19 protein-coding genes and 2 pseudogenes are annotated in these 21,266 nt (G+C 51.5%); 11 read left to right on the top strand and 10 right to left on the bottom strand.

Annotation, left to right across the window (positions count from 1 at the left end; all coding sequences use genetic code 11):
- Positions 1-197: 197 nt before the first annotated feature.
- From ACS4NR_RS12040 to ACS4NR_RS12025, 4 genes are all read left to right on the top strand, one after another.
- A complete protein-coding gene (locus ACS4NR_RS12040; protein ID WP_456020210.1) occupies positions 198-1,229 on the top strand; it encodes a hypothetical protein in 1,032 nt (343 codons plus the stop codon).
- A gap of 531 nt (positions 1,230-1,760) precedes the next feature.
- Complete coding sequence (locus tag ACS4NR_RS12035; RefSeq protein WP_285416497.1) at positions 1,761-2,186, top strand: LexA family protein; 426 nt, start codon at positions 1,761-1,763, stop codon at positions 2,184-2,186.
- Positions 2,179-3,456 carry a translesion error-prone DNA polymerase V subunit UmuC gene (umuC, locus tag ACS4NR_RS12030; protein WP_456020209.1) on the top strand — a complete coding sequence of 426 codons (1,278 nt, stop codon included), beginning with the start codon at positions 2,179-2,181 and terminating at the stop codon, positions 3,454-3,456. Before ACS4NR_RS12035 ends, umuC begins: the two co-directional genes overlap by 8 nt.
- Before the next feature lie 366 nt (positions 3,457-3,822).
- Entirely contained in the window at positions 3,823-4,863 is a 1,041-nt protein-coding gene (locus ACS4NR_RS12025) for a hypothetical protein (protein WP_456020208.1), read from the top strand.
- Between the two features lie 271 nt (positions 4,864-5,134).
- Here the strand turns inward: ACS4NR_RS12025 and ACS4NR_RS12020 are convergent, their stop codons facing one another.
- From ACS4NR_RS12020 to ACS4NR_RS12010, 3 genes are all read right to left on the bottom strand, one after another.
- A complete protein-coding gene (locus ACS4NR_RS12020; RefSeq protein ID WP_456020207.1) occupies positions 5,135-5,929 on the bottom strand; it encodes a hypothetical protein in 795 nt (264 codons plus the stop codon).
- A gap of 413 nt (positions 5,930-6,342) precedes the next feature.
- On the bottom strand, positions 6,343-7,176 hold the full coding sequence (locus ACS4NR_RS12015; protein WP_456020206.1) for a caspase family protein: 834 nt from the start codon (positions 7,174-7,176) through the stop codon (positions 6,343-6,345).
- An 18-nt stretch (positions 7,177-7,194) separates the two neighbouring features.
- Positions 7,195-7,665 (bottom strand): hypothetical protein, encoded by a 471-nt coding sequence (locus ACS4NR_RS12010; RefSeq protein ID WP_456020205.1) that lies wholly within the window; start codon positions 7,663-7,665, stop codon positions 7,195-7,197.
- 887 nt (positions 7,666-8,552) lie between these two features.
- On the opposite strand from ACS4NR_RS12010, the gene ACS4NR_RS12005 reads away from it, so the two are divergent.
- The 3 genes from ACS4NR_RS12005 (at position 8,553) to ACS4NR_RS11995 (ending at position 10,774) form a co-directional block, all read left to right on the top strand.
- Positions 8,553-9,212 (top strand): hypothetical protein, encoded by a 660-nt coding sequence (locus ACS4NR_RS12005; protein ID WP_456020204.1) that lies wholly within the window; start codon positions 8,553-8,555, stop codon positions 9,210-9,212.
- A 136-nt stretch (positions 9,213-9,348) separates the two neighbouring features.
- Entirely contained in the window at positions 9,349-10,278 is a 930-nt protein-coding gene (locus tag ACS4NR_RS12000) for a hypothetical protein (RefSeq protein WP_443535984.1), read from the top strand.
- A 1-nt stretch (position 10,279) separates the two neighbouring features.
- Positions 10,280-10,774 carry a hypothetical protein gene (locus ACS4NR_RS11995; protein ID WP_456020203.1) on the top strand — a complete coding sequence of 165 codons (495 nt, stop codon included), beginning with the start codon at positions 10,280-10,282 and terminating at the stop codon, positions 10,772-10,774.
- 187 nt (positions 10,775-10,961) lie between these two features.
- Here the strand turns inward: ACS4NR_RS11995 and ACS4NR_RS11990 are convergent, their stop codons facing one another.
- The 4 genes and pseudogenes from ACS4NR_RS11990 to ACS4NR_RS11975 all read right to left on the bottom strand — a co-directional run bounded on the left by ACS4NR_RS11990 (position 10,962) and on the right by ACS4NR_RS11975 (position 13,338).
- The gene (locus ACS4NR_RS11990) at positions 10,962-11,588 is read right to left on the bottom strand and encodes a hypothetical protein (RefSeq protein ID WP_456020202.1); all 627 of its coding nucleotides are present in this window, start codon (positions 11,586-11,588) and stop codon (positions 10,962-10,964) included.
- Between the two features lie 65 nt (positions 11,589-11,653).
- Positions 11,654-12,004 (bottom strand): DUF7079 family protein, encoded by a 351-nt coding sequence (locus tag ACS4NR_RS11985; protein ID WP_443536000.1) that lies wholly within the window; start codon positions 12,002-12,004, stop codon positions 11,654-11,656.
- Entirely contained in the window at positions 12,001-12,783 is a 783-nt protein-coding gene (locus ACS4NR_RS11980) for a hypothetical protein (RefSeq protein ID WP_456020201.1), read from the bottom strand. The genes ACS4NR_RS11985 and ACS4NR_RS11980 overlap by 4 nt, the downstream gene beginning before the upstream one ends.
- Before the next feature lie 10 nt (positions 12,784-12,793).
- A pseudogene (locus tag ACS4NR_RS11975) lies at positions 12,794-13,338 on the bottom strand (PAAR domain-containing protein).
- Positions 13,339-13,789: 451 nt separating this feature from the next.
- Between ACS4NR_RS11975 and ACS4NR_RS11970 the strand changes: the two are divergent.
- The 4 genes and pseudogenes from ACS4NR_RS11970 (at position 13,790) to rimA (ending at position 17,449) form a co-directional block, all read left to right on the top strand.
- Positions 13,790-14,152 carry a DUF6124 family protein gene (locus tag ACS4NR_RS11970; RefSeq protein WP_456020200.1) on the top strand — a complete coding sequence of 121 codons (363 nt, stop codon included), beginning with the start codon at positions 13,790-13,792 and terminating at the stop codon, positions 14,150-14,152.
- 447 nt (positions 14,153-14,599) lie between these two features.
- Positions 14,600-15,676, top strand: a pseudogene (locus tag ACS4NR_RS11965) (methyl-accepting chemotaxis protein); the annotation flags it as partial.
- Complete coding sequence (locus tag ACS4NR_RS11960) at positions 15,662-16,534, top strand: methyl-accepting chemotaxis protein (protein WP_401065649.1); 873 nt, start codon at positions 15,662-15,664, stop codon at positions 16,532-16,534. The pseudogene ACS4NR_RS11965 and the gene ACS4NR_RS11960, both read left to right, overlap by 15 nt.
- A gap of 135 nt (positions 16,535-16,669) precedes the next feature.
- Positions 16,670-17,449 carry a S6 modification regulatory phosphodiesterase RimA gene (rimA, locus tag ACS4NR_RS11955; RefSeq protein WP_456020199.1) on the top strand — a complete coding sequence of 260 codons (780 nt, stop codon included), beginning with the start codon at positions 16,670-16,672 and terminating at the stop codon, positions 17,447-17,449.
- A 59-nt stretch (positions 17,450-17,508) separates the two neighbouring features.
- On the opposite strand, the gene ACS4NR_RS11950 is transcribed toward rimA, so the two are convergent.
- The 3 genes from ACS4NR_RS11950 to ACS4NR_RS11940 all read right to left on the bottom strand — a co-directional run bounded on the left by ACS4NR_RS11950 (position 17,509) and on the right by ACS4NR_RS11940 (position 21,208).
- Positions 17,509-18,924: an amino acid permease gene (locus ACS4NR_RS11950; RefSeq protein ID WP_456020198.1), complete on the bottom strand. Its 1,416-nt coding sequence runs from the start codon at positions 18,922-18,924 to the stop codon at positions 17,509-17,511.
- A gap of 146 nt (positions 18,925-19,070) precedes the next feature.
- A complete protein-coding gene (locus ACS4NR_RS11945) occupies positions 19,071-20,123 on the bottom strand; it encodes an ornithine cyclodeaminase (RefSeq protein WP_456020197.1) in 1,053 nt (350 codons plus the stop codon).
- A gap of 50 nt (positions 20,124-20,173) precedes the next feature.
- The gene (locus ACS4NR_RS11940) at positions 20,174-21,208 is read right to left on the bottom strand and encodes a histone deacetylase family protein (protein ID WP_456020196.1); all 1,035 of its coding nucleotides are present in this window, start codon (positions 21,206-21,208) and stop codon (positions 20,174-20,176) included.
- Positions 21,209-21,266: the final 58 nt, after the last annotated feature.

Below are 21,266 nucleotides of genomic sequence, written 5' to 3'. Positions count from 1 at the left end.
GATTGCTCCTGCCGCTAGTGTAAACGGATGGACCGAACATCCGGAAATGGCGAGCCAGCTATTTAGTACTAGAATTAATCAATTATGGCGCTGAGCGTGAGCTTATAAGATTCTCGTTGAAGAATTATAGATATTTATAAAGGGCAGGAGTAGCTGTCATGTTGTTCTTAAATTTGCAATAGAGCTCTGGAGGGGAAATGGACTCGCTTTTAACGGCAATGCCTACGATTCATACAGTTTTGTTTGGGTTTTTTGGCGCGCTAATTTGTGGGTTAGCTGTTTATGGAGTACAAAAGCTCCAAGAGGCTGAGGACTTATTTGCCCAGGCGAAAGATGAGGTAGTGAAAGTATGCTCTCCAGATTTCTTCGTGGAAGGTGCATATGAGGAGTTTGCACTTAATCGCACGTTTGACTGGAATGAATTAATAAGGTTGATGACATGGATGGAGGGTTGGCGGACAAAACGGTTAACTGGGAGTGTTGATGATGTTAAGTTTGGGGGGTGGTGTGAAAGGTTTATGCGTTTTTCAACTCACGCCTTTCTTGCCTATCCTTTTCTAGGTGTAGTAAGGGGGTATACACCCTCGGGCGTAGATAGAGGAGTTTTAGTGCGGAGCTCCGATATGGAAACTTTAAACGATATGAGAAGGCGAATGCGCGAACTTGTAGAGTTTAAGGACAAACTTGAGGGGACAGCGATAGCTATAGTTCAACGAAATGTGAAGATTAAACTCGATAAAGTGTTTTCTGAAGACAGGGAAATGAGAGAGGAAGGTCTGGCACCAATGAGAGAAAGACTTCCTCAGCTTTCAGAAGTGTTCGATGCGCGGCGGGATATGCACGAAAATATTCTAAAAGACCATGAGTTGAGAAGTCAGACCGATCTAAACAAAGTCAGGCACTTTTTTCTTACTATTGACCGGCTTGCGCAAACAGTTATGCCATCGTTGGAGTTGGCTCTTAAGGTTCGTGACCGCTGGAGGTCGAGGTTCGATCTAAAAAATCTAGTTTGGTTTTGTGTAAATATTCTTGCAGTGTTTTTGTTGGGGATTGTATGTCCGATGCTAGTAGTTGCTGTGAGGGCAGATTTTAATGTTTGCATTACGCTTGGGTGGTGTTGGTTATGGTGGTATGGATACGTCTTGTTTGGACTGTCTTTTGTGCCTTATCTATTAGGCGCTGTATTTATAATAAGAAAAGTCAAAGCGATATTGCCACCGAAAACATAGCAAAGACGTAAAAAATCAGGTGTAGACGTGTGGAGTCTACTCTTGCCAGCTGCTCATCAGGACTTTGCCCTTCCTGTGGTTATTGGCGATACCCGCGTACAGAGAATGGGGATCGCTCCCGGTACCATTCGAACCAGTTATTGACCCCAATCATCGCCCGTTGTGACCAGATCACGCGAAAGAATGGACCCCGAGAGGTCTTTCCCACTCGAGCATTGATCGGTACGCCGCCGTCATTCGTCCAGGGTGGTGGCTATCCCACATAACTATCAGCGTGAATTAATCTCCTCCTGGTAGAAGCGGTTGAGCTGCATGGTTGGCGCGGCCTTGTAGTATCGAAACGGTTACTCACCGGTCGAGTTGTTGTGAGCAATAGGCGTCCTTAGAGCGGCCACGAAGTCGTCAATGCCATCGTACTGCGAAGTCGTCTGCACATCGCTCGCCCGCCTATCTGATATTTCTTACAAAAATTGACCGCAAGGCCTTCAGAAAGTTAACTGTATATCCGTACAGTTCTGGAAGTCGTGCGTTATGAGTTACTCAATTCTAGGTCCCATCAGTCAGGGCGGCTCGAAGGTGCCGCTGTGCCTCTTTCGCGTCCCGGCCGGATTCCCGTCGCCGGCAGCGGATCACATCGAAGCGCAGATATCACTGGACGAGGTGCTGAACATTCGCGCGCCACACGTTTACCTGGTGTCGCTCACGGGTGAAAGCATGCAGGGTGCTGGGATCTATGAGGGGGACTTGGCCATTGTCGATCGATCAATCGAGCCAGCCCACGGACACATCGTCATTGCGTTGTTGAACAATGAACCTGTGTGCAAGCGCCTCTGCATCCGCGGTAGGGAAGTCATTCTGATGTCGGAAAACCCCAAATATCCGCCACGCTACGTACTTGAAGGTGACGAGCTGGCGATTTGGGGAGTAGTCACAAGCAGCGTGCGCAGCCATGTCTAAGGCGCAGCCGGTATTCGGCCTGATCGATTGCAACAGTTTCTACGCCAGCTGTGAACGCGTGTTCCGCCCAGACCTGGCCAAGACGCCCATCGTGGTGCTGTCGAACAACGATGGTTGCGTCATCGCACGTAGCTATGACGCCAAGCCCTACGTGAAAATGGGCGAGCCGTATTTCCAGATCAAGCACAAGCTCAAGCAGCATGGCATCGTCCCGTTCTCCTCGAACTACGCCCTTTACGGCGACATGAGCGAGCGAGTCATGACCCTGATCGAGTCGATGGTGCCGGCCGTCGAGGTGTACAGCATCGACGAGGCCTTCGTCGACCTCACCGGCATCAGCGACTTGGATAGCCTCGGCCGCAAGATCCGCAGCCAGGTACTGCGTTGCACGGGCATCCCAGTTGGTGTCGGAATCGCGCACACCAAGACCCTGGCAAAGCTGGCCAACCACACCGCCAAACGCCTGCAGGCGCAAACCGGTGGCGTCGTGAACATCTGCGACTCGGTCAAGCGCGACTGGGTGCTACGCAACACGGACGTCGCGGAGGTGTGGGGCGTGGGTAGGCGCATGAAAGGGCACTTGGATGCCATGGGTATCAAGACGGCGATGGATCTCGCCAAGGCAGATGCTTGGACCCTAAGAAAAAATTTTAGTGTGGTGATCGAGAAGACTGCTCGGGAATTGGCCGGCACGGCATGCCTTGAGCTGGACGAGCCGGATCCGCCAAAGCAGGAGATCTGTTGCAGCCGCATGTTCGGCAAGCGCCTCACGGAGTTGGCACCAATCAGGGAGGCTGTCGCAACTTATGTGATGCGTGCTTCGGAAAAACTCCGTGCGCAGAATTCGCTGTGCAAGAAGATCCGCGTAAGCATTCGTACTGGCATGTTCAATCCGGACGAGGCCAAGTACGCAAACGGCTTACTGGTTGAGCTACCGTATCCCACCGATGATGTGCGCCTGCTCACTAAGGCAGCCGTCGATGCTGTCGATCGCGTGTTCCGGCCGGGATTCAAATACAGCAAGGCAGAAGTGATGCTCGTCAATCTATGCCAACCTGGTGAATTTACTGAGGATCTATTCGCCACCACGCAAACGGCCGAGGCGACAAATCTCATGACGGTGCTAGATAAGATCAACGAGAGGTGGGGGCGGGGAACACTTCGGTCTGCGGGTGTGCCGATCAATCCCGACTGGGCCATGCGGCGCGAGATGATGAGTCAGAGCTATACGACAAAGCTTGATCAGTTGTGGAGGATAGCTTGCAGGTAGCAGAGGTGTCAGGTTGTGTTCGTTATCGGACAATAAAAATCGGAACAGACACCTTGGTGACGCAGGGCAGGAGGCATTGTAAAAAGTGGAGCGGGTGAAGGGATCGAACCCTTGCTATCAGCTTGGGAGCTTCGAAAACTAGAACGTCTCTGGTTTAGCTTGACAATATTTTTTAGATCTTTAAGCTTTCAGCTAAGCCGGACTGGTCTCGTTCGGCGCTGCTGGCCTTGCGCGAATTCTTAGGATACGAGACCAAACTGTTTCAGTCGCTATACCTATTCTTTTGATACGAAACTTGACCCTAGTCAGGTGCACCACGGCTCGCCAGCTGCTGTACGAACTCTGTGCCCCTGTATGAGGTGTTTTATGATTCGTATTCCCGTCACATCGGCCGACTTTGCTCGCGGTCGCATCAGAAGCTCTATTTCCAAGCTTAGTAAGCACCATCCCAATCAGTCTATTAAGCCGAAGCTTTCTTTCGCGCAGCAAACCTTTGCTCAAATCCTCGGCTATGGAGGATACGAAGAGCTGCGCTTGCAGGCTAAACTTAACGGACCCGTTTATTCCGGCCAATCACTAGCAATAGAGCAATTCATTGCGCCAATTTCACTGCGTATATCGCGCTACTGGGGTGTGCCGTTCGAAAAAGCGGAGCACGTGGCGGCCGCACTGGGACTTATCCATCTTGACGCATTCCGCGCCACAGCGCGCGCAATACAGCAGCCGCTAGTGCGAGAAAATCGTGTGAGCACGCCTGGGCATTTTCCAAACCTCGGCATATCCCCCGAACCTATTTCGGACGCTATTCGCCGGGCGACGGCGATGCCATTGGCGCAGTTGGAAGCGTTTCAAGATGCAATGAAGTCAATGGTACAAATTGCTGCGATTCAAGACGCAATGAAACCTACGGCCGCGCTGGCTGCGATTCAAGACGCAATGAAGCCTTCGGCGCTGGCTGCGATTCAGGAAGCAATGAAACCTTCGGCCGCGATGGCTGCGATTCAGGACGCAATGAAGCCTTCGGCGCTGGATGCGATTCAGGAAGCAATGAAACCTTCGGCCGCGATAGCTGCGATTCAAGAAGCAATGAAGCCTTCGGCGATAGCTGCGATTCAAGAAGCAATGAAGCCTTCGGCGCTGGCTGCGATTCAGGAAGCAATGAAGCCTTCGGCGATAGCTGCGATTCAAGAAGCAATGAAGTCTTCGGCGCTGGCTGCGATTCAAGACGCAATGAAGTTTTCGGCGATGGCTGGAATACAAGACGCACTGAAGCCTATGGCGCATATAGCTGCGCTTCAGGATGCACTGAAACCGTCGGCAAATATGGCAGCGATTCAGGATGCACTGAAGCCATTGGGGCGTATTACTTCACATCTAGATCGCGAGCGAATTCATAATGATGTTTAGGGCAAATTTAGTGCAAGCTTGAGACCGTATCAGGTCGCTTGACGACAAAGGAACGAGCGGAAAATCCGTTTTTTTTGGCCTTAAGCGACCTGAGACGACAACGGAAGGGTTTGAATCCCTATACATACTCATTGACACGCACCAAAAGCTCCGTCGCCATAGCTGGACGGCGGAGCTTTTGATGTTTGAGTCCGAGAGTGACTGTCGAGTCGGTATTTTCTCCCGTTGGATGGGCGGCAAATACCGCCTGGCCGACTGCCTCATCACGGCATCACACTATGAAATGAAAAAGCTTTGAAGAATCTATTATTATATAATCGACTAGTGGAGGTATGATCTTTCCATCTGAAATAAGGATGAATTTGAATCTGTACTCATGCTCTTTTTGAAAAGGTTCTGGTGGCTTTGTAAAGTCGATGTGTTCTAGTCGATTGTAAAGTTCTTTTAGAGGGGTAGTGTTGCTGCTTGTAATGTTTATGTTTCTTGAGTAATATCCTATTTTTCCCTGTTCTATTCTAATGTGAAGGTTTTCAATGCTGATATCTTCTGGAATAATGTGTTTTCCTTTCAATCGAGACTCGTGAAGTTTTTCGCGTAATAACACTGCTAGCGCTAAGCCGAATTCTTCGGCTCGCTCCAATGGAATAGACCAGTCGTCGTCATATTTGGGAAATATACCTATTGCCTCTTTGAGGTCTGCTAGTTCTGACATGCAAAAAATAAAACAGTTTAGAGTGTTTCTGGTGATACTTGCTGAAGAGTCTTTGAAAGTTGTATGGGTTTCTGTTGTTTCTACTTGATGTATTTTTTTGACTAAAACCTTGCACCCACCTGAAAAACTAAAGTAATCGCCATTACCAAACGACATGGTCTTGCCAAATAGTGTGTTCGCCCACGTGTTGCTTACTGTGACTGGGCCTTCAATGTTAATATTGAAGCGTAATAGTCCCTCTTCTTGATCTGCAATTTCTTCTTTTTCAGTGGTTTGGTAGTCGCGTAGAGTTCCTATCTTTAAGGTTCCATTTTTAATATTGAATTTTTTTTCGCAGCTTTTTACTAGCATCATTTGCTCACTCCCTAGCGTTAAAGTTTCGAATTTCGCTATGCGGTAAATTTCCTGTCCGATCTAATTTGCTCAAAACCAAATATTCGTCAGTAACAACATCGACCCGTTCGGTAAAAGGAAAAGCTTAGTACCGGTAATGCGTTTCGTGGGGCGATGGGCGCTGGATGCTTAAAAATTGCTACAAAGCATTTTGTATTTGAGGGCATGGCAAGGCTGGGCGGGATGCAGGCGAGGTACTACGCCCCATCCATCATCAATCTGTTGGATTGAAAAAGCGTATGAAGTCAGCGAACCAGTTAAGCAGAAAAAGAAGCCTGCTGACACCGTCAGCAGGCAGTTTTAAAGCAGCAGAACTAAATCCTAGATGTCTTTTTGGAAATTTTTAGCAGTATTGAGTATGATATTTTGTTGCTTTATTCAAGAAATTTACGATAACGATTGTTTGTTGAATATGTGATCTGTGGAGTATGGCCAGTGGTAACTTCGGCCTGTTTTTTCGTTAGTGCTTCAGCGAAATCGGTTAAATTTATGCCGGGGGATGCAATTTGCTCAAGTGCCCATGTGAAAACGCTACGACGAACACCATTTATCGGTTTTACTTCCGCCGGTTTTTCGGCTTCTGCGGCTCCTACATGAATAGCGTTTGTCTGATTTTCATCCAGAATAATTCGTTTGATGCTTAAGGAATTTCCGGATTCGGGTGTATTGAACATCACTGGAAGCCCGGTAAAATTTAAGCTAGAAAAATCTACTGCTTTGACAAGTGGGGCGTCAATTTCAAAATTTTTCGTTGAGTTGAGTAGGAAGGATTTGTATAAATGTCCTGAGTTGCAGCAGTCATATATTCCGTAAAAAATCGAGCCTGGATGTAGTTTTGTTTTCAGAAATTGGCCCATCCAATTGTCCAGTATCAGTGATGCGGTAGTGGCTTCATATGGTACAAACGCTTGATCTCTTCCATCAGGCTCATCTTCGCCACCGGAAAACCCTTTAGGGACCCATGTTCCATGACCTGTGTAATAGAAAACCCTTACATCGTTTTCTGACGCGCCATCTACTAAGGCGTTTAGCCCATTACGAATTCCTTCACTTGTTGCATTGGAGTCTCTAAGAACCTCGACGTCTGTAACCCCGAATTTAGTGAGAACAGCCATAATAGCTGCCACATCGTTGGCTAATCCTGGAAGATTGTGTCTGGAATCGGCGTATTTTTCGATGCTGACAATAAGTGCTCTTTTGTTTGTCATGGCTGTTCTCTTATTAACTTATCCGCAGAAATTTTTTATTGAGCAGTAAAGCTCTACTCCCTTAATTTCTTCTAGATCCATAGCCTTGATTCCTACTGGTTCTAGATAATTTTTACGTTGCTGTATGACGGACTCCTTATAAGTCTCAAGGCAGCCGCCTAGATATACCTTGAATGACGCTTCAGGGAAGTCAAGTGCAAATTCTTTAATTCGTATTCCGCACTCTAGGCCTTTTTCTTTGATGTCAAACGCGGCTGACTTCGCTTCGCAATATAATTCAACTGTCTTGTACGATAGGGATGTTTCAAAAGGTACGTCAAAGGACTTAGTTTGAGCTGCTGTTTGCTGAGCTTGCGCTGCAAGTCGTTGCTGAGAAATCATCACTGCTAACTGTGGGATCATGATATCTAGTTTGTATGAAAACTCTTCGTCTGGTAGAGTCAGTATTGAGTCTTTAAATCTAATTCCGCACTCGATACCTTTTTCCATAATAATTCTCCAGAGAACGCACTGAGCATAAGATGTGATTTATAAGAAGGCTGACTTCCATCTAACCTCCGCCGTCCTTACTGTAGATCGAGTTTTGAGCATTTCAAGTTGCAGGTGTCATAAAATAAATGTTGCATTTGGCCTGGTTTGTGCTCGCGATAGAAGTGTTTCACTTATTTATCAAAAAGTGTAAAGCAAGTAAGACACAAAAAAATAGGTATTTGCGCATACGCTGTTTTATGTGATTGAATTATTTGATAATTGTTTCTGATTGCCGTCTTCTTTGTTAAGAATTTTCGGCTATATTTTTTAGGTGCTATAATTCTAAGGTATGGTTGAAATTTCAATGCGCGCAGCAGGCAGGGTCCCATTAATTAAAACTAGTTTCGCAACCGTTTAAAGCATCCGTGCGCGCGAGGCATTGAAGTTTGTGAAAACATGAAGTTGTGCCTGGGTGGGCGAATCTGTGCTTTCTACACCCGGTAGCGAGTAATCCAGCATCGCGTTCACTCCCTTCGAAAAACTGGAAGCAAAGTATCGGACGTGCCCCCGACAAGCAGGACTTGCGGCCTGCTTATAAATTGCTACAAAGCGATGGGCTTTCGGCGGATTCGCCAGCCTGGCTAGGGCGTTGGTGGGTACTACGCCCAATCCATCATCGGGGCGACGGAGAAGCGGCGGGAGAGTGGGGCGGGTGTGGCGGAGATTGGGGACATTGGCGGTTCTGGATTGGGTGGGGCTGGGAGGTGGGGAGTTTATCAGGAATGACCGGTCGGGCTCAGTGATATTCGGCGGAAATACAACCTCATCAAGTGTGGGATTAAGCAAGACAGCCTTGAAATGGACTGATAGCATCGGGCTATCAATAAAAGTGAGGAAGGGATCCCATGCTGAAAAAACTCGCATCATCTGTTCTCGTCGCCGCCGCCATGCTTGCCTCCGCTCAGGGGGCTTTCGCTGAAGAAAAGCTGTTCAAGAACTACGTCTACCAAACCCCACTCGCAAAATTCACCGAAGCGGCCGGTTACTACGACTGCTCCGAAGACGTCGGCGGAACCGCGAGGTGCATCGACGATGTGGATTTCCTGGAAGAGAAATTTACCGTCGCGCTAATCTTTTCCGGTGACAAGCTGATGATGGTTTCACTGATCAGCCCCTTCGATCAGAACCTCTATGTCAAAGTCATCGCGGGGCTTTCCAAATCATTCACGCTGGTTTCCCTTAGCGATGAAAAATCCATCCTGGATATGTTCGATACCGCGAGAAAGTCGAGAAGTACCGAAGAGCTAACGACGAAGATTTCCAATTTTGAACAGGTTGGTCTGGCGTCTGGGAATCTGACTTACACCTTTCTTGAAGGGCTGAACGCTAAAGGGCAAACCAATGCTGTTAGTGCGTTGGCTGCTGCACCAGAGAATATTCGTTCAGCTGAGTTGGTGATGGCGGGGCAAGGGGCGGATTCGGGGATGATTATTCGCTTTACGTTTCCTCGTTTAGAAACGAATAAGATTTTGGCTGAGGCCAAAAAGCCTGTTGAGTCGTTTTAATAAATTGATTGATTGCTTCGTAGCATGCTGAGTTGATGAGAGAGGGTTGATTCATTTTCTGTCGGAAAAGAAGGTAATTATATCCACCTCCTTTTTTCTTTTTTGAGTCTTATTAACGTCGTCGAAGGATTGTGTTGTGAAAGGAATTAAGCCGTTTCTAGTTCTGAGATACTCGCTGATCGAGAATAAGCAGGGTGCTCTTGTTTTCTCTCCCTTACCTAAACCCAAGGGGGCCGTGGTGGTAACAGCCCTTCAAGACGACGGTCGTGAGTTTGTGAAGAACAAAGTTCGTTATAGTTTTGTAGGGTTTTCATACGCTGAACCCATTGTTGACGAATTTCCTAAAGGCAGATTTTTAGTAGGAAAGACGGCCAAACATAAATTAACTAAAGTTGGTGATAAGGTTCCCGGTGACATAGTGGCCCACGACGCTGATGATTGGGTTCCAGTGATTACCGTGGTTGATACTGTGGATCAGTACATTTTTGTGCAGCATGATTGGCGGTTTGGCACGGATGAGCAAATCGCTAATGCCATTCAGGCGGGGCTTAAAGATCCCATTCTAAATGAATTCAATTATTCAATATTTATTGAGCCTAAGACTGTCAGAGGGGAGTTTTGGAATGTGGTCAGATCTCATAAAAAGATTTTTGAAATTGAATTGGAACTCATTTCTCCAAATATTTTAGAAACTAACATAAAAGCTCGTGATGCCCTCAAGGCGATGAAGGAACTTTTCGGTCAGGATGAGGTGAAAATCTCTCTGAGTAACGAATTTGGCGATTTAAAAGTTCCGGCTTCCCCGGTAGGAGATTACATAGACTATATTGAGGAAGGGGAAGGAAAATGGAGTGTCACGACTGAAGGCGATCACAACGGCAGGCAAGTACATAAAAGTACATCGGCCATTGTGAAAATTGATTTGAATGTTCCTTCTGACGATGTGGTAATGCAAGAGAATCAACTGGAACTTGAAACTGGACAGCCTGCACCGGGTCGTTCTATTCACGATGCTCGGATGGTGGCTGATGTTTACTCTGCTATAGGTGATTTGTTGAGGCGTTAGAATGGTTCGCCTGCTGTTTGTTTTTATGACGTCTTTCAGCCTCTGTTACCTGTCGTTGTGGGGGACAGCAGGATCGGTGAGCCCATTATTTAGCAATGTAAACCCCGTTATTTTTGTTTTGGGCGCACTTTTTGGGGCTCTTTCCTTGGCATTTTTTAACTATGTCGAAGGCGTTATGAAGGATGTACCTAAGAAATTGAAGCAGCGAAAACCAACAGATTATGTAATGGTTATTAATTCTTTGACTGATTTGAAAAGCGAAGTTATCGTCAATGTCATTTTGGTTGTGGTTTTTCTGATGGTCGCGTTTGTTGTTGGCGCCATAGGTGATATGGCGTTTGTGCAAAAGATTGAGCATATGAAATATTGGATATGGGCAGCTTTGTCAGTTCGCGGTGCTTGTCTTTTTAGTGTTCTTGTAGTGATGTTTGTTCAGTTAGCGGGGTTCGTGACGGCAAATAAATTGCGAGCAGAGATTTCGATGTATGATGAGTAGCGTCTAGCGGTTTTTTACGGCTTAAAGTAAGTTGATCTTATGTTGAGTCTCGCCCCTGTGAGTAAAAAGGTGACGGATTAACTTGTTCCTAAGAATGGGTATGGGGCGTCGATAAATTCACCCCATTTTTCCGTGATAGCGGAGATCTAGAAGGTCGGTATAGTAATCCGGTTCTTATTTTTTTTATTTAAGGTAGGCTGATCCAGTTTTTGCTGGCGATGGAGTTGATTATTGGAAAGCTGTAGGTTTTCATGTTGGGGTGTATGCTTTTTGCTTCTTCAATCAGTTCATGCAATGTTTTCTTGAACGACGACAGTACCTTGATGAAGTCCCACACAACTTTTTCATCAATTGCTTTGTGTGGTGAGTTACGAATGGTTAATAATATTCGCTGTAAAGCATATTTTGGTATTGTGTTCTGTAATATCGCAAATAAGTTAATTGCAGTGTAAAGTTCTTGGTTGATTGCAGGTGGCGCAGCGGTAGCCTGCCCAGTTGTGGCCGTATTGGTGCTGCCTGGAATTATAGAAGGGGTCGCATGTTGCATGGGGTCGACAAGTGGTGGAAGTTTTTGGTCTATCAATTTTGTAAAGCTGATGGCGCAGCTCTTTCCAACTGAAAAAAATCCTTCGTCATTTAATTTTGTTTTGTTCTGGTAATGAAAAATAGTATGTTCGTCCTCAAGTTCTCTGCAGCAACCTTGTATTTTAGTGCCAGGCATCAATGCGATTCTGGAAATGACATTGATATTGTATATGCTGCAGATTTGTCTCTTTTTTTCATCGCCTATACAGTTGTCTGTTAGGTGGGCCATTTCTTAGTCCTTTAACTCGTTGCAGGGAAGTAGGTGTATTGGCTTTGTTTTTTTTGTGTGGGGATTTATTTTTGATAGTGTTTTTGGATTTCCTTCCAGATGTAGCCATATCTGAATTCAAGCCAGCGTATTAGTAATTTGTCCCGCTGTCGGCGGAAGTTGCTTTTCTCTCTTGCCTTCAGCATTTCCTTTATGTCAGCTTTCAAGTTTTCTAAATTGAATGCTGACCATATCATTGGAATCACCGTCTCAAGGTTCGTATGACAGATAGGCGCTACCTCATGATAAAGAATTCGCCTGATTTCCTCAGGGTCATAGTCTTCGGTTTGACGCGCAATAGCTTCATAATCAACTTCTGTATCAACAAAAGCGTCAGACAGCGCCCAATAGACGTAAGCGAGTTCCTCATCCGTCATTGAACGTCCCATGTCAAAAATTCCTCCAGTTCTTCATCCAGACCATCTGCCACCAAGTCCCCAACAATACCTCCTACTACGCTTCCCGCAACCACAACTGCGATTGCACAGACCGGGGCGGCGGGGCCGCACAGCATAGAAATACTCAATCCGGCTAACGCACCACCGGCGGCGCCTCCACCCAGGATAATCCCTTGGCGTCCGGCTTCTTTTGGCTTGTTGTCTGCTTTGTAGATCTCAGAGGCAGCGAAGGCAGCGGTTACAATCCATGCGACTTTACCGGTAACTTTCATCATCTTCGTGCCACGAGTAACCTTGGCATTGTCTACACCGGACTTTTTCAGAATCAGATAATGGACTTTAGACTTTTCTGCATCGGTCAAAAGGTCAAACTTTCTCTTGAATAGCGTGTGAGCGTATTTGTCTAGAGTGGTCTGTAGTGTTGGGCCGTTGAGCTTGATGTATTCCGCAACGGCGACGCCCTGAGCAGACGTAAACTTGCGGTGCTCGTTCATAATGTTGTTTCGCATTTCTTGGCAGTAAGCAACGCCGCCTTTGGCTGAAACATTTCCTGCCATGACCTCAGCCTCAACCAGGCGAGACATTTCCTTGATCTTGGCTTGGTATTTCAAACGAGTATTAGCGTCTTTGATAGCATCAGTCGCAAAACGTGCTGCTGCACCCTCCATCCCAGCGATCGCCATTTCTAAAGGTGAGCTATGAAGATCGTGCTCTCTCTTCAAGACGTAGCTACCGGTAATGAGCATTGGTTCTGTCATGAGATATTCCTTATCTCTGAATTTTGCCGAGAATAGTTTCCAGAATCGACGGGCCGCTCTGGACCTCGTCAGTTCCATAATCAATGGCAGTACAGGCCTTGCCCGTGGGATTTAAAAATTTCACCGTGTTTTTTGCGTCAAACACGCCTTCCATTTTCGAGCCGTCTTCAAAATGAGCGACGCAGGAAAGTCCTTCATAGCTTTCGTTGGCCGGAACTTTGAACCCAATCCAGTTGCCATGAACGACCATTGGTATAGGTGGAATGAAAGGGGCAGGGGTATGCGAATCACCAATGATCACCGTACCTGAACCTCCAATGACAACGTCGCCATGAGTGCCGACCGTCTCGACGAGAGCAGCATTTTTTCCATTGATGAACACTGTCCCTGAAACCGCTGAAGCTAATGCGCTGCCACAAGTGCAAGCGTCGCCTTTTCGAGCAGCCGCAAGTCCGTCGAAGAATACGTCGGGGGAACCGGAAGCGATTGCTTGGGGCCGTGCCCAGGCATTGGGCAACTGGTGGGATCGGTGATGCGTGCGGCTGGCTTTGCCATGTTTGACTCCCTGTCAACGAATGAACCGGTGCCGACTCTATCAGACTTGTTTGGACTCGTGCCTTGGTACAGCGCCTTCAATTTAAACGGTTGAGATTCAGTCTGTTTAAGATGAGGTTGTCTGTACTACCTCAGCCCTACACCACCTTGCGCCACCCCCTACACCTAAGACAGAATCCGCCGGCTTGTGCGTCTAGCTCGTGGGTTCTATCGTCCCTGTGTCACTGCAAACCAGTGATCGGGTTTGGTAGCCCGCTTCGTTTCTAGACTCATGGCGTCACCGTGTGCAGTCCTTTCTCAGGGCTCCGATTTCATGGTGGTCATGCGTGGGGCTCATTCGTGGGCGCCGGGTTCTAGTGCGACCGGTCTACCAACCCGCGTATGGCCGCCACCTATCGTTTGGTAGCGAGGGTGATGGCTCCTTTTAGTATTCGCACTAGAGGCTCCATCTATGTTCAAACCAACACCGAATCCACCCGAATCCAACCCCGCATCCCCCTACGAATCCCTCGATTCCCGCAAACTCCACGAAGCCGCCGAACGCGCCCTCGATCACTACCTCACCCCGGCCAGCCAGATCATGGCCAGCGGTGATCAATCCAAACCAATGTTCTTTGCCAACCCGGCCTACGACACCGAATCTCTGCTCGCCAACGCCAGCGAATCCCTGGGTTCCGCCACGACCATGCTCAACGATTTCGCCGCGTTGCTGGATGTCTCGCACCGCAAGACGCTGCTGGGTATTGCTCAGGTGGTGATGTTGGGGGAGTTGGCGGTGAATCAGGCGTTGGATAACGTCGAGTTGAAGGCGTAGAGCGCTGCCCTCCGTGGCGAGCGGCGAGGTCGTGGTCGCGGAGGGCGTTCTGTCGATGCGCAAAACAACCGTCCAAAATGGCGGTTTTCAGCCTGTTTCCACAGCAATAGCGATGTGCCACAAAAAATGATGGCAATGCGTCATCACGCGCTCAAAAAAGTTCAACGATTATACAAAAATATAAAGTTGTACAACTTTTCCCAAAATTTATAGCATCCGTTCCAACACTTTTGCTGAAACGATAAATCCAGCGTCAGTCTTGGATTTGTCCGCTGGTGCGTGGGCCGTCAGTACGGTTTTTCGCATTGGCCAGTTGCAGCCGGGTCAGTGGAAGCTGCCCGTATCTCGCCCAGGACGACGACCCCGAATATGAGCGGTAACTCCGGTTATCAGAGATCTACTTTTTGTGCCTGACGCTGAATCGCGTCAGGGCGTTAGAGGCTGAACATGGCAGAAGCATCGAATTTCCTGGGCAACATCAAGGTTTCCCGAAAGTTGGGGGCCGGGTTTGGTGTTCTTTTGCTGGCGATGGGGGCGGTGGCCTTCATTGGCTATAGCAGCAGCAATGTGCTGGTTGATCGTTTGGACACCACGCGTCTGATCGGCACGCTCAACGATGCGACGCAGGACATGCGTCTGTCGGAGAAGCAGTACGAAGCGGCGGCGGATGTCGCTTATGCCGAGGCTTATCAGTCGCAGCTGACGGTGTTGCAAGGGCTGATCGCCAAGGCGTTGCAGACCCTGACGCGGGCGGAAAACCAGCAGGCCTTGAAGCGTTTGCAGGACACCACGCTGGCTTACGATCAGCAGGTCAAGCGTTTGGTCGAGGCGGACAAGGCGACCAGCGATGCGCTGAAACCGTTGGGGGCGATGTCGGACAAGTACGCCGAGACCTTCAACAGCATGTTCGAGAGCACCACGGCCAGCGCGTTGGCGTCTGCCGACAGCGCGCGGGTGGCGGACTTGCGCACGGTGGCGGATCTGCGCAATGGCATGACGATGTTTCGTCTGATGCTGCGGCGTTATATCGCTGTGCCGAGCGAGGCCAACAAGAAGGTGCTGCTGGACACCACCGATGCGTTTCTGGCCGACATGAGCAAGGCGCGCAGCGGGTTGCCGGCGGCTCTGTCGAGTCAACTTGAAGAGGCGCAGGCCGGGATGCGCCGTTATCGTGAGGTGCTGGTGCAGGTCGCCGCGCTGTTCGAGCAGAAGCAGAGCCTGCGCCAGCAGGTCGATCAGCAGAGCCAGGCCATGGACAGCATCATGACCGGCCTGATGGACACGCAGCAGCGTCTGGCGCGGGACGATCAACATCGTGCGTTTATCCAGATTGCCGTGCTGACGGTGCTGGCGCTGGTGGTCGGTCTGTTGGCTGCGGTGCTGATCTCGCGGCAGATCACCGGGCCGCTGGCGCTGACGGTTGAGCTGGCGCGACGGATTGCCAAGGGCGATCTGACGGTGCAAGCCAAATCCAGCCGCAAGGATGAATTGGGCGATCTGCAAAACGCGATGCAGGACATGGCGCAAAGTTTGAACACGCTGGTGCAGGGGATCGGTAATGGCGTGACGCATATTTCGACATCGGCGGAGAAGCTCTCGGCGATGAGCGAACAGACCAGCGCCGGTGTGCGTCAGCAGAAAGTCGAGGTGGATCAGGTCGCCACGGCGATGCACGAAATGGCCTCGACCGTGCAGGAGGTGGCGCGCAACACCACCGACGCATCCGCCGCCGCGACCCTGGCCGATCAGCAGGCGCGTCACGGCAGTGCGGTGGTCAAGCAGGCGACTGTGCAGATCAGCGAACTGTCGGTGGCGATCGAAGAGTTGGGCGGAGCGATGAACGTACTGTCCCAGGACAGTGAGCAGATCGGCAAGGTCATCGATGTGATCAAGGCAGTCGCCGAGCAGACCAACTTGCTGGCGCTGAATGCGGCGATTGAAGCGGCGCGGGCGGGGGAGCAGGGCCGTGGTTTTGCCGTGGTTGCCGATGAAGTGCGCTCGCTGGCGCAGCGCACCCAGGATTCGACCAAGGAAATCGAAGCGCTGATTGTCACCTTGCAGCAGGGTACGCAAGCGGCATCTACGCTGATGACATCCAGCCGCGAGCGCACGCTGGACACCGTGGTGCTGGCGCAGAAGGCCGAGCAGGCGATCACCGAGATCAACCATTCGATCGGCACGATCCAGCAAATGAGCCTGCAGATTTCCGCCGCCGCCGAGCAGCAAAGTGCGGTGGCCGATGAGATCAATCGCAGCATCGTCAGTGTGCGCGATGTGGCCGATCAGTCGGCCGTCGCCAGCGAAGAAAGTGCTGCCGCGACCATTGAACTGGCATCGCTGGGGCAGGACCTGCAACGCATGACGGCGCATTTCCGCACCTGATGGCATTTCGCAATGAACTTGGCCGGAATTGACCGGTCAGCCTGTATAAGCGGGGGCCGCCAAGCGGCGCCACCCGGTCCTTGCAGTAATTTTTTCTGGGCCATGGATGGTTGCAACCCGCTCTCAGGGGGCGTCATGACCAATACACCAATCTTCCCCCAGCCCAGCGGGGGGTGCCAAGGATGCCGGCAAAAAGGCGAGGCCGATATGGCGTTCTCCTTCGCGTTCCAGCCGATTGTCGATGTGCGTGATCAATCGACCTTCGCCCACGAGGCGCTGGTCCGGGGCGTGCAGGGCGAAGGGGCGCTATCGGTTCTGCAGCAGATCGATGACCAGAACCGCTATCGCTTCGATCAACTGTGCCGCGTGCGGGCGATCTCCACGGCAGCGCAGTTGGGGCTCACCGGGTTTCTTTCGATCAACTTCCTGCCCAACGCCGTTTATCGCCCGGATCTGTGCATTCGCAGCACGCTGGAGGCGGCGCGCGCGCATGCGTTTCCGCTTGAGCGGTTGATCTTCGAAGCGGTTGAGGGTGAGCACGTCGAAAGCAACAAACACTTGATGAATATTCTGCGCGAGTACCGCGAGTTCGGCTTCAAGACCGCCATCGATGACTTTGGCGCCGGTTATTCCGGCCTGAACCTGCTGGCGGACTTTCAGCCGGATCTGATCAAACTGGACATGGCGCTGATCCGCGATATCCACCGTGATCGCGTGCGTCAGGCGATTGTGCGGGGCGTGGTGGGCATGTGTACTGAACTGGGGATCGAGGTGATTGCCGAGGGCATCGAGCATCCGGAGGAAAGGGACTTTTTGGCCGATTGCGGGATTTATCTGATGCAGGGTTTCTGGTTTGCCAAACCGGCGTTCGAGGCAATGGCGCAGATTCCTGCGCAGGCGTGGCAGCCGATTTGACGGGGGCACGTTGTTGAGCCAGAGCCGTCAGGTTCAGGTGACGGCTCAGGCGTGCAGGGTCAGCCAAACTGGCTCGCCGACTCAACTGCAGATTTCGCCTGCCTTGAGCGGGTCAACTGGTAAGCAATCGCCAGCCATACGAACCATCCCGGCATGACCATCAGGGCAATCCGGGTGTCAGGTCGCAATGCCAGCAAGCACAGCACAAAGCCCAGAAACGCCAGGGAGAACCACGCCATCGGTACGCCACCGGGCATTTTGTAAGCCGACTTCGCATGCAGGTTCGGGCGTTTTTTGCGATAGGCAATGTAAGACGCGAGGATGGTCGACCAGGTGAAAATCACCAGAATCGCCGACACGGTGGAGACGATGGTGAAGGCGGTCATGACTTCCGGAACGATGAACAGCACCAGCACCCCAATCAGCATCAGCAGCGTGGTGAACGTCAGACTCAGCAGCGGCACGCTGTTGCCCGACAATCGCCGGAACAGGCCCGGAGCGTTGTGCTGGTTGGCCAGGCCGAACAGCATGCGGCTCGATGAAAACACGCCACTGTTGGCCGATGATGCCGCCGATGTCAGTACTACGAAGTTGACGATACCGGCGGCCGCGGGAAACCCTGCCACGAGAAACAGTTCGACAAAGGGGCTCTTGACCGGAGAAACCTGCTGCCACGACGTCACGGCGATAATGCAGGTCAATGCCAGCACGTAGAACAGGATGATCCGCAGCGGAATCGAGTTGATGGCCTTGGGCAAGGTCCTCTCCGGAGAGCGGGTTTCGGCGGCAGCGGTGCCGATCAACTCGGTGCCGGCGAAGGAGAAAATCGCCATTTGAAATCCGGCAAAGAAGCCGAACAGGCCGTTAGGGAAAGCTGCCTGTTTATCCACCAGGTGACTCAGGGACGCGGTGACACCACTGGGGGACACGAACGAGCTGGCAATCAGCACGGTGCTGACGCCGATCAAGGTCACGACGGCAATGATCTTGATGATCGCGAACCAGAACTCCACCTCACCGAACAGCCTGACCGTCAGCACGTTGAGCGCGAACAATGTCGCCAGCATGCCGACGGCGGGTATCCACGCCGGGACATCGGGAAACCAGTACTGGAAGAATCCGCCGACCACAACGGCATCGCCGATCACTGCCACGCTCCAGCTCAACCAATACGACCAGCCGAGGAAGAAGGCCGCGCGCGGGCCAAGGTAGGCGCCGGCAAAATCGGCAAAGGTTTTGAAGTTCAAGTTGGACAGGAGCATCTCGCCCATGGCTCGCATGACGAAAAAAACGAACAGGCCGATGATCATGTAGATGAGGATGATCGACGTCCCGGAGAGGGCGATGATCTTCCCGGAACCCATGAACAGACCCGTACCGATGGCACCGCCCATGGCCATTAACTGGATGTGACGATTGCTGAGCGTGCGCTGCAGCGCGGGCTGTTCAAGCAGCCCGGAAGGGTTCGATTTCATTGCAAAACCTCTTGATTTTATGTTTTTGAGTTTTGGCAGAAAGTAGGTGTCGAGCGTTCTTGTTAGAGCGGCAGCGGCTAATCACGGCGATGCCGGAACGGTGAATGGCCCCCCGCCAAGTCGCCGGGGGGGCGGCCATTACCGAATCAACTGACGGTGCGCAGACGCGAGGCTGGTGCCGGTTGCAGCTCCAGCAACTGGAAGAGGTTTTTGATATTGGCGGGCGTCGGTACCAGGTGGATACGCTGGCCGATTTGCCGTTGCTGAGCCAGGTCGTTGAGGTAGCGCAGTGACGAAAAATCTTCCAGGGCAAAACCCACAGAGTCGAAGACTGTCACCTGCGTATCGCTCTCGCGGCCGGGAACTTCGCCCTGCACGATCCGGAAAAATTCGACCACTGGAGAGTCGGCTTCCAACTGCTGAATGTCGCCTTCAATGCGCGTTTGCGGCTCGAATTCCACGATGACCCGAGCGTTGCGCAGGATCTCGGCATGCAGTTCGGTTTTACCCGGGCAGTCGCCGCCGACCGCGTTGATGTGCATGCCGGGCTCGATCATCTCGGGTGTCAGAATCGTTGCGTAGGTTTTGTCGGCGGTGACCGTGGTGACGATGTCCGCACCCTTGACCGCGTCCTTCACCGAGCTGGCCAGAATCACGTCGATCTGCGGAAACGCCGCGAGGTTGTGCTTCAGCTTGAGTGAGGCGTCGCGATCAATGTCGAAGATGCGGATTTCGCTGATGCCCAACATTTCATGAAAGGCCAGTGCCTGAAACTCACTCTGGGCTCCGTTGCCGATGAGGGCCATCGATGTCGAGCCCGGGCGAGCCAGCGATTGAGCGACCAGCGCGGAGGTGGCAGCGGTGCGCACGGCGGTGGTCAAGGTCAGTTCGCTGAGCAGGGTCGGATAACCACTCTGCACATCCGCCAGCAGACCGAAGGCCATGACCGTCAGCAAATTCTGTTGAACGTTGTTCGGGTGGCCGTTGACGTATTTGAACGAGTACTGCTGGCCGTCGTCGGTGGGCATCAGCTCGATCACGCCGTCTGCCGAATGATTGGCCGTGCGCGGCGATTTATCAAACTGCGCCCAGCGTGCGTAGTCCGCTTCGATGTAGCTTGCCATTTCGCGAATGGCGCGGCGGATACCGACTTGGGTGAACAGGCGTGCAGCGTCATCGACATCTATAAAAAGCGTCATGTTCTTATTCTCCGATTCAGACATTGAAAGGCTGTAGAGCGCGGGATGGTTCAGCTGCGTTTGCTCTCGAAACCATGCAGCACGTTCACCGCATTGATGCCGATTTCATCGACCATGTAGCCGCCTTCCATCACGAACAGGGTGGGGCAGCCGACACTGGCGATCAGGGTTCCGATGCCGATGAAGTCCTCACTTTCCAGCAGGAAGTGGCTGATGGGGTCGTCCTTGAACGTGTCGACACCCAGGGAGATCACCAGCACTTCAGGTGCGAACTGCTGGAGTTTTTTGCAGGCGTGGATCAGGGCGTTGCGGTAGCTTTCCCAGGTGGTGTTTTTCGGCAGCGGGTAGTTGAGGTTGTAACCCTCGCCGACACCCGCACCGACTTCGTGGCTGTAACCTGAGAAGTACGGGTAGGACACCGCGGGCTCACCGTGCAGCGACACGAACATGACATCGCTGCGCTGGTAGAAAATGTTCTGGGTGCCGTTGCCGTGGTGGAAGTCGACGTCCAGCACCGCGACACGTTTGGCGCCTTGGGTGATGGCCTGTTGCGCGGCAATCGCGGCGTTATTGAGGTAGCAATAACCGCCCATGTATTCGCGCGCGGCGTGATGGCCGGGCGGGCGGCAGAGGGCAAAGGCGCTGTCATGGCCTTCATCGATCAGTGCGAGGCCGGTGAGGGCGATATCGGCGCTGGTTTTCACCGCTTGCCAGGTCGTGGCGGTGATCGGCGAACCGGCATCCATGGCATAGAAACCGAGCTTGCCATCGATGAACGTCGGCACTTGCTCGTTGCCCAGATCGCGCACCGGCCAGACCAGCGGCAAAGCATCGTGCGTGCGCCCGGTTGCGCACCATTCGCGCCAGGCATTTTCCAGAAAACTGACGTAGCGCTCGCTGTGCGCGTTGACGTAGCACGAGCGGTCAAACGCGCGTGGTTCGACGATTTGCCCCAGGCCGACCTGTTTGACGCGGTTATGCACGGTATCGGCCCGACTCGGTTGTTCGAACGACGGTTTGAGCACGCCATCTTTCAATTCGGTGCCGTGGTGCAACCGATGGGAATCACTGAAAACTGTAAACATTCTGCGCATCCGTTAATGTGAGCCAGTGCAAATATTCTGTTCCGGCTGACCTGCGCTT

Source organism: Pseudomonas sp. JQ36 (assembly GCF_053851495.1).
Note: the sequence above shows the minus strand (reverse complement) of the source record. Positions and strands in the feature narration are given on the sequence as shown.

Excerpts from the sequence above, each read along its gene's own strand:
- ACS4NR_RS12040 (WP_456020210.1), top strand. The coding sequence starts at position 198 with ATGGACTCGCTTTTAACGGCAATGCCTACGATTCATACAGTTTTGTTT.
- ACS4NR_RS12035 (WP_285416497.1), top strand. The coding sequence starts at position 1,761 with ATGAGTTACTCAATTCTAGGTCCCATCAGTCAGGGCGGCTCGAAGGTG.
- umuC (WP_456020209.1), top strand. The coding sequence starts at position 2,179 with ATGTCTAAGGCGCAGCCGGTATTCGGCCTGATCGATTGCAACAGTTTC.
- ACS4NR_RS12025 (WP_456020208.1), top strand. The coding sequence starts at position 3,823 with ATGATTCGTATTCCCGTCACATCGGCCGACTTTGCTCGCGGTCGCATC.
- ACS4NR_RS12020 (WP_456020207.1), bottom strand. The coding sequence starts at position 5,929 with ATGATGCTAGTAAAAAGCTGCGAAAAAAAATTCAATATTAAAAATGGA.
- ACS4NR_RS12015 (WP_456020206.1), bottom strand. The coding sequence starts at position 7,176 with ATGACAAACAAAAGAGCACTTATTGTCAGCATCGAAAAATACGCCGAT.
- ACS4NR_RS12010 (WP_456020205.1), bottom strand. The coding sequence starts at position 7,665 with ATGGAAAAAGGTATCGAGTGCGGAATTAGATTTAAAGACTCAATACTG.
- ACS4NR_RS12005 (WP_456020204.1), top strand. The coding sequence starts at position 8,553 with ATGCTGAAAAAACTCGCATCATCTGTTCTCGTCGCCGCCGCCATGCTT.
- ACS4NR_RS11995 (WP_456020203.1), top strand. The coding sequence starts at position 10,280 with ATGGTTCGCCTGCTGTTTGTTTTTATGACGTCTTTCAGCCTCTGTTAC.
- ACS4NR_RS11990 (WP_456020202.1), bottom strand. The coding sequence starts at position 11,588 with ATGGCCCACCTAACAGACAACTGTATAGGCGATGAAAAAAAGAGACAA.
- ACS4NR_RS11985 (WP_443536000.1), bottom strand. The coding sequence starts at position 12,004 with ATGACGGATGAGGAACTCGCTTACGTCTATTGGGCGCTGTCTGACGCT.
- ACS4NR_RS11980 (WP_456020201.1), bottom strand. The coding sequence starts at position 12,783 with ATGACAGAACCAATGCTCATTACCGGTAGCTACGTCTTGAAGAGAGAG.
- ACS4NR_RS11970 (WP_456020200.1), top strand. The coding sequence starts at position 13,790 with ATGTTCAAACCAACACCGAATCCACCCGAATCCAACCCCGCATCCCCC.
- ACS4NR_RS11960 (WP_401065649.1), top strand. The coding sequence starts at position 15,662 with ATGCAGGACATGGCGCAAAGTTTGAACACGCTGGTGCAGGGGATCGGT.
- rimA (WP_456020199.1), top strand. The coding sequence starts at position 16,670 with ATGACCAATACACCAATCTTCCCCCAGCCCAGCGGGGGGTGCCAAGGA.
- ACS4NR_RS11950 (WP_456020198.1), bottom strand. The coding sequence starts at position 18,924 with ATGAAATCGAACCCTTCCGGGCTGCTTGAACAGCCCGCGCTGCAGCGC.
- ACS4NR_RS11945 (WP_456020197.1), bottom strand. The coding sequence starts at position 20,123 with ATGACGCTTTTTATAGATGTCGATGACGCTGCACGCCTGTTCACCCAA.
- ACS4NR_RS11940 (WP_456020196.1), bottom strand. The coding sequence starts at position 21,208 with ATGTTTACAGTTTTCAGTGATTCCCATCGGTTGCACCACGGCACCGAA.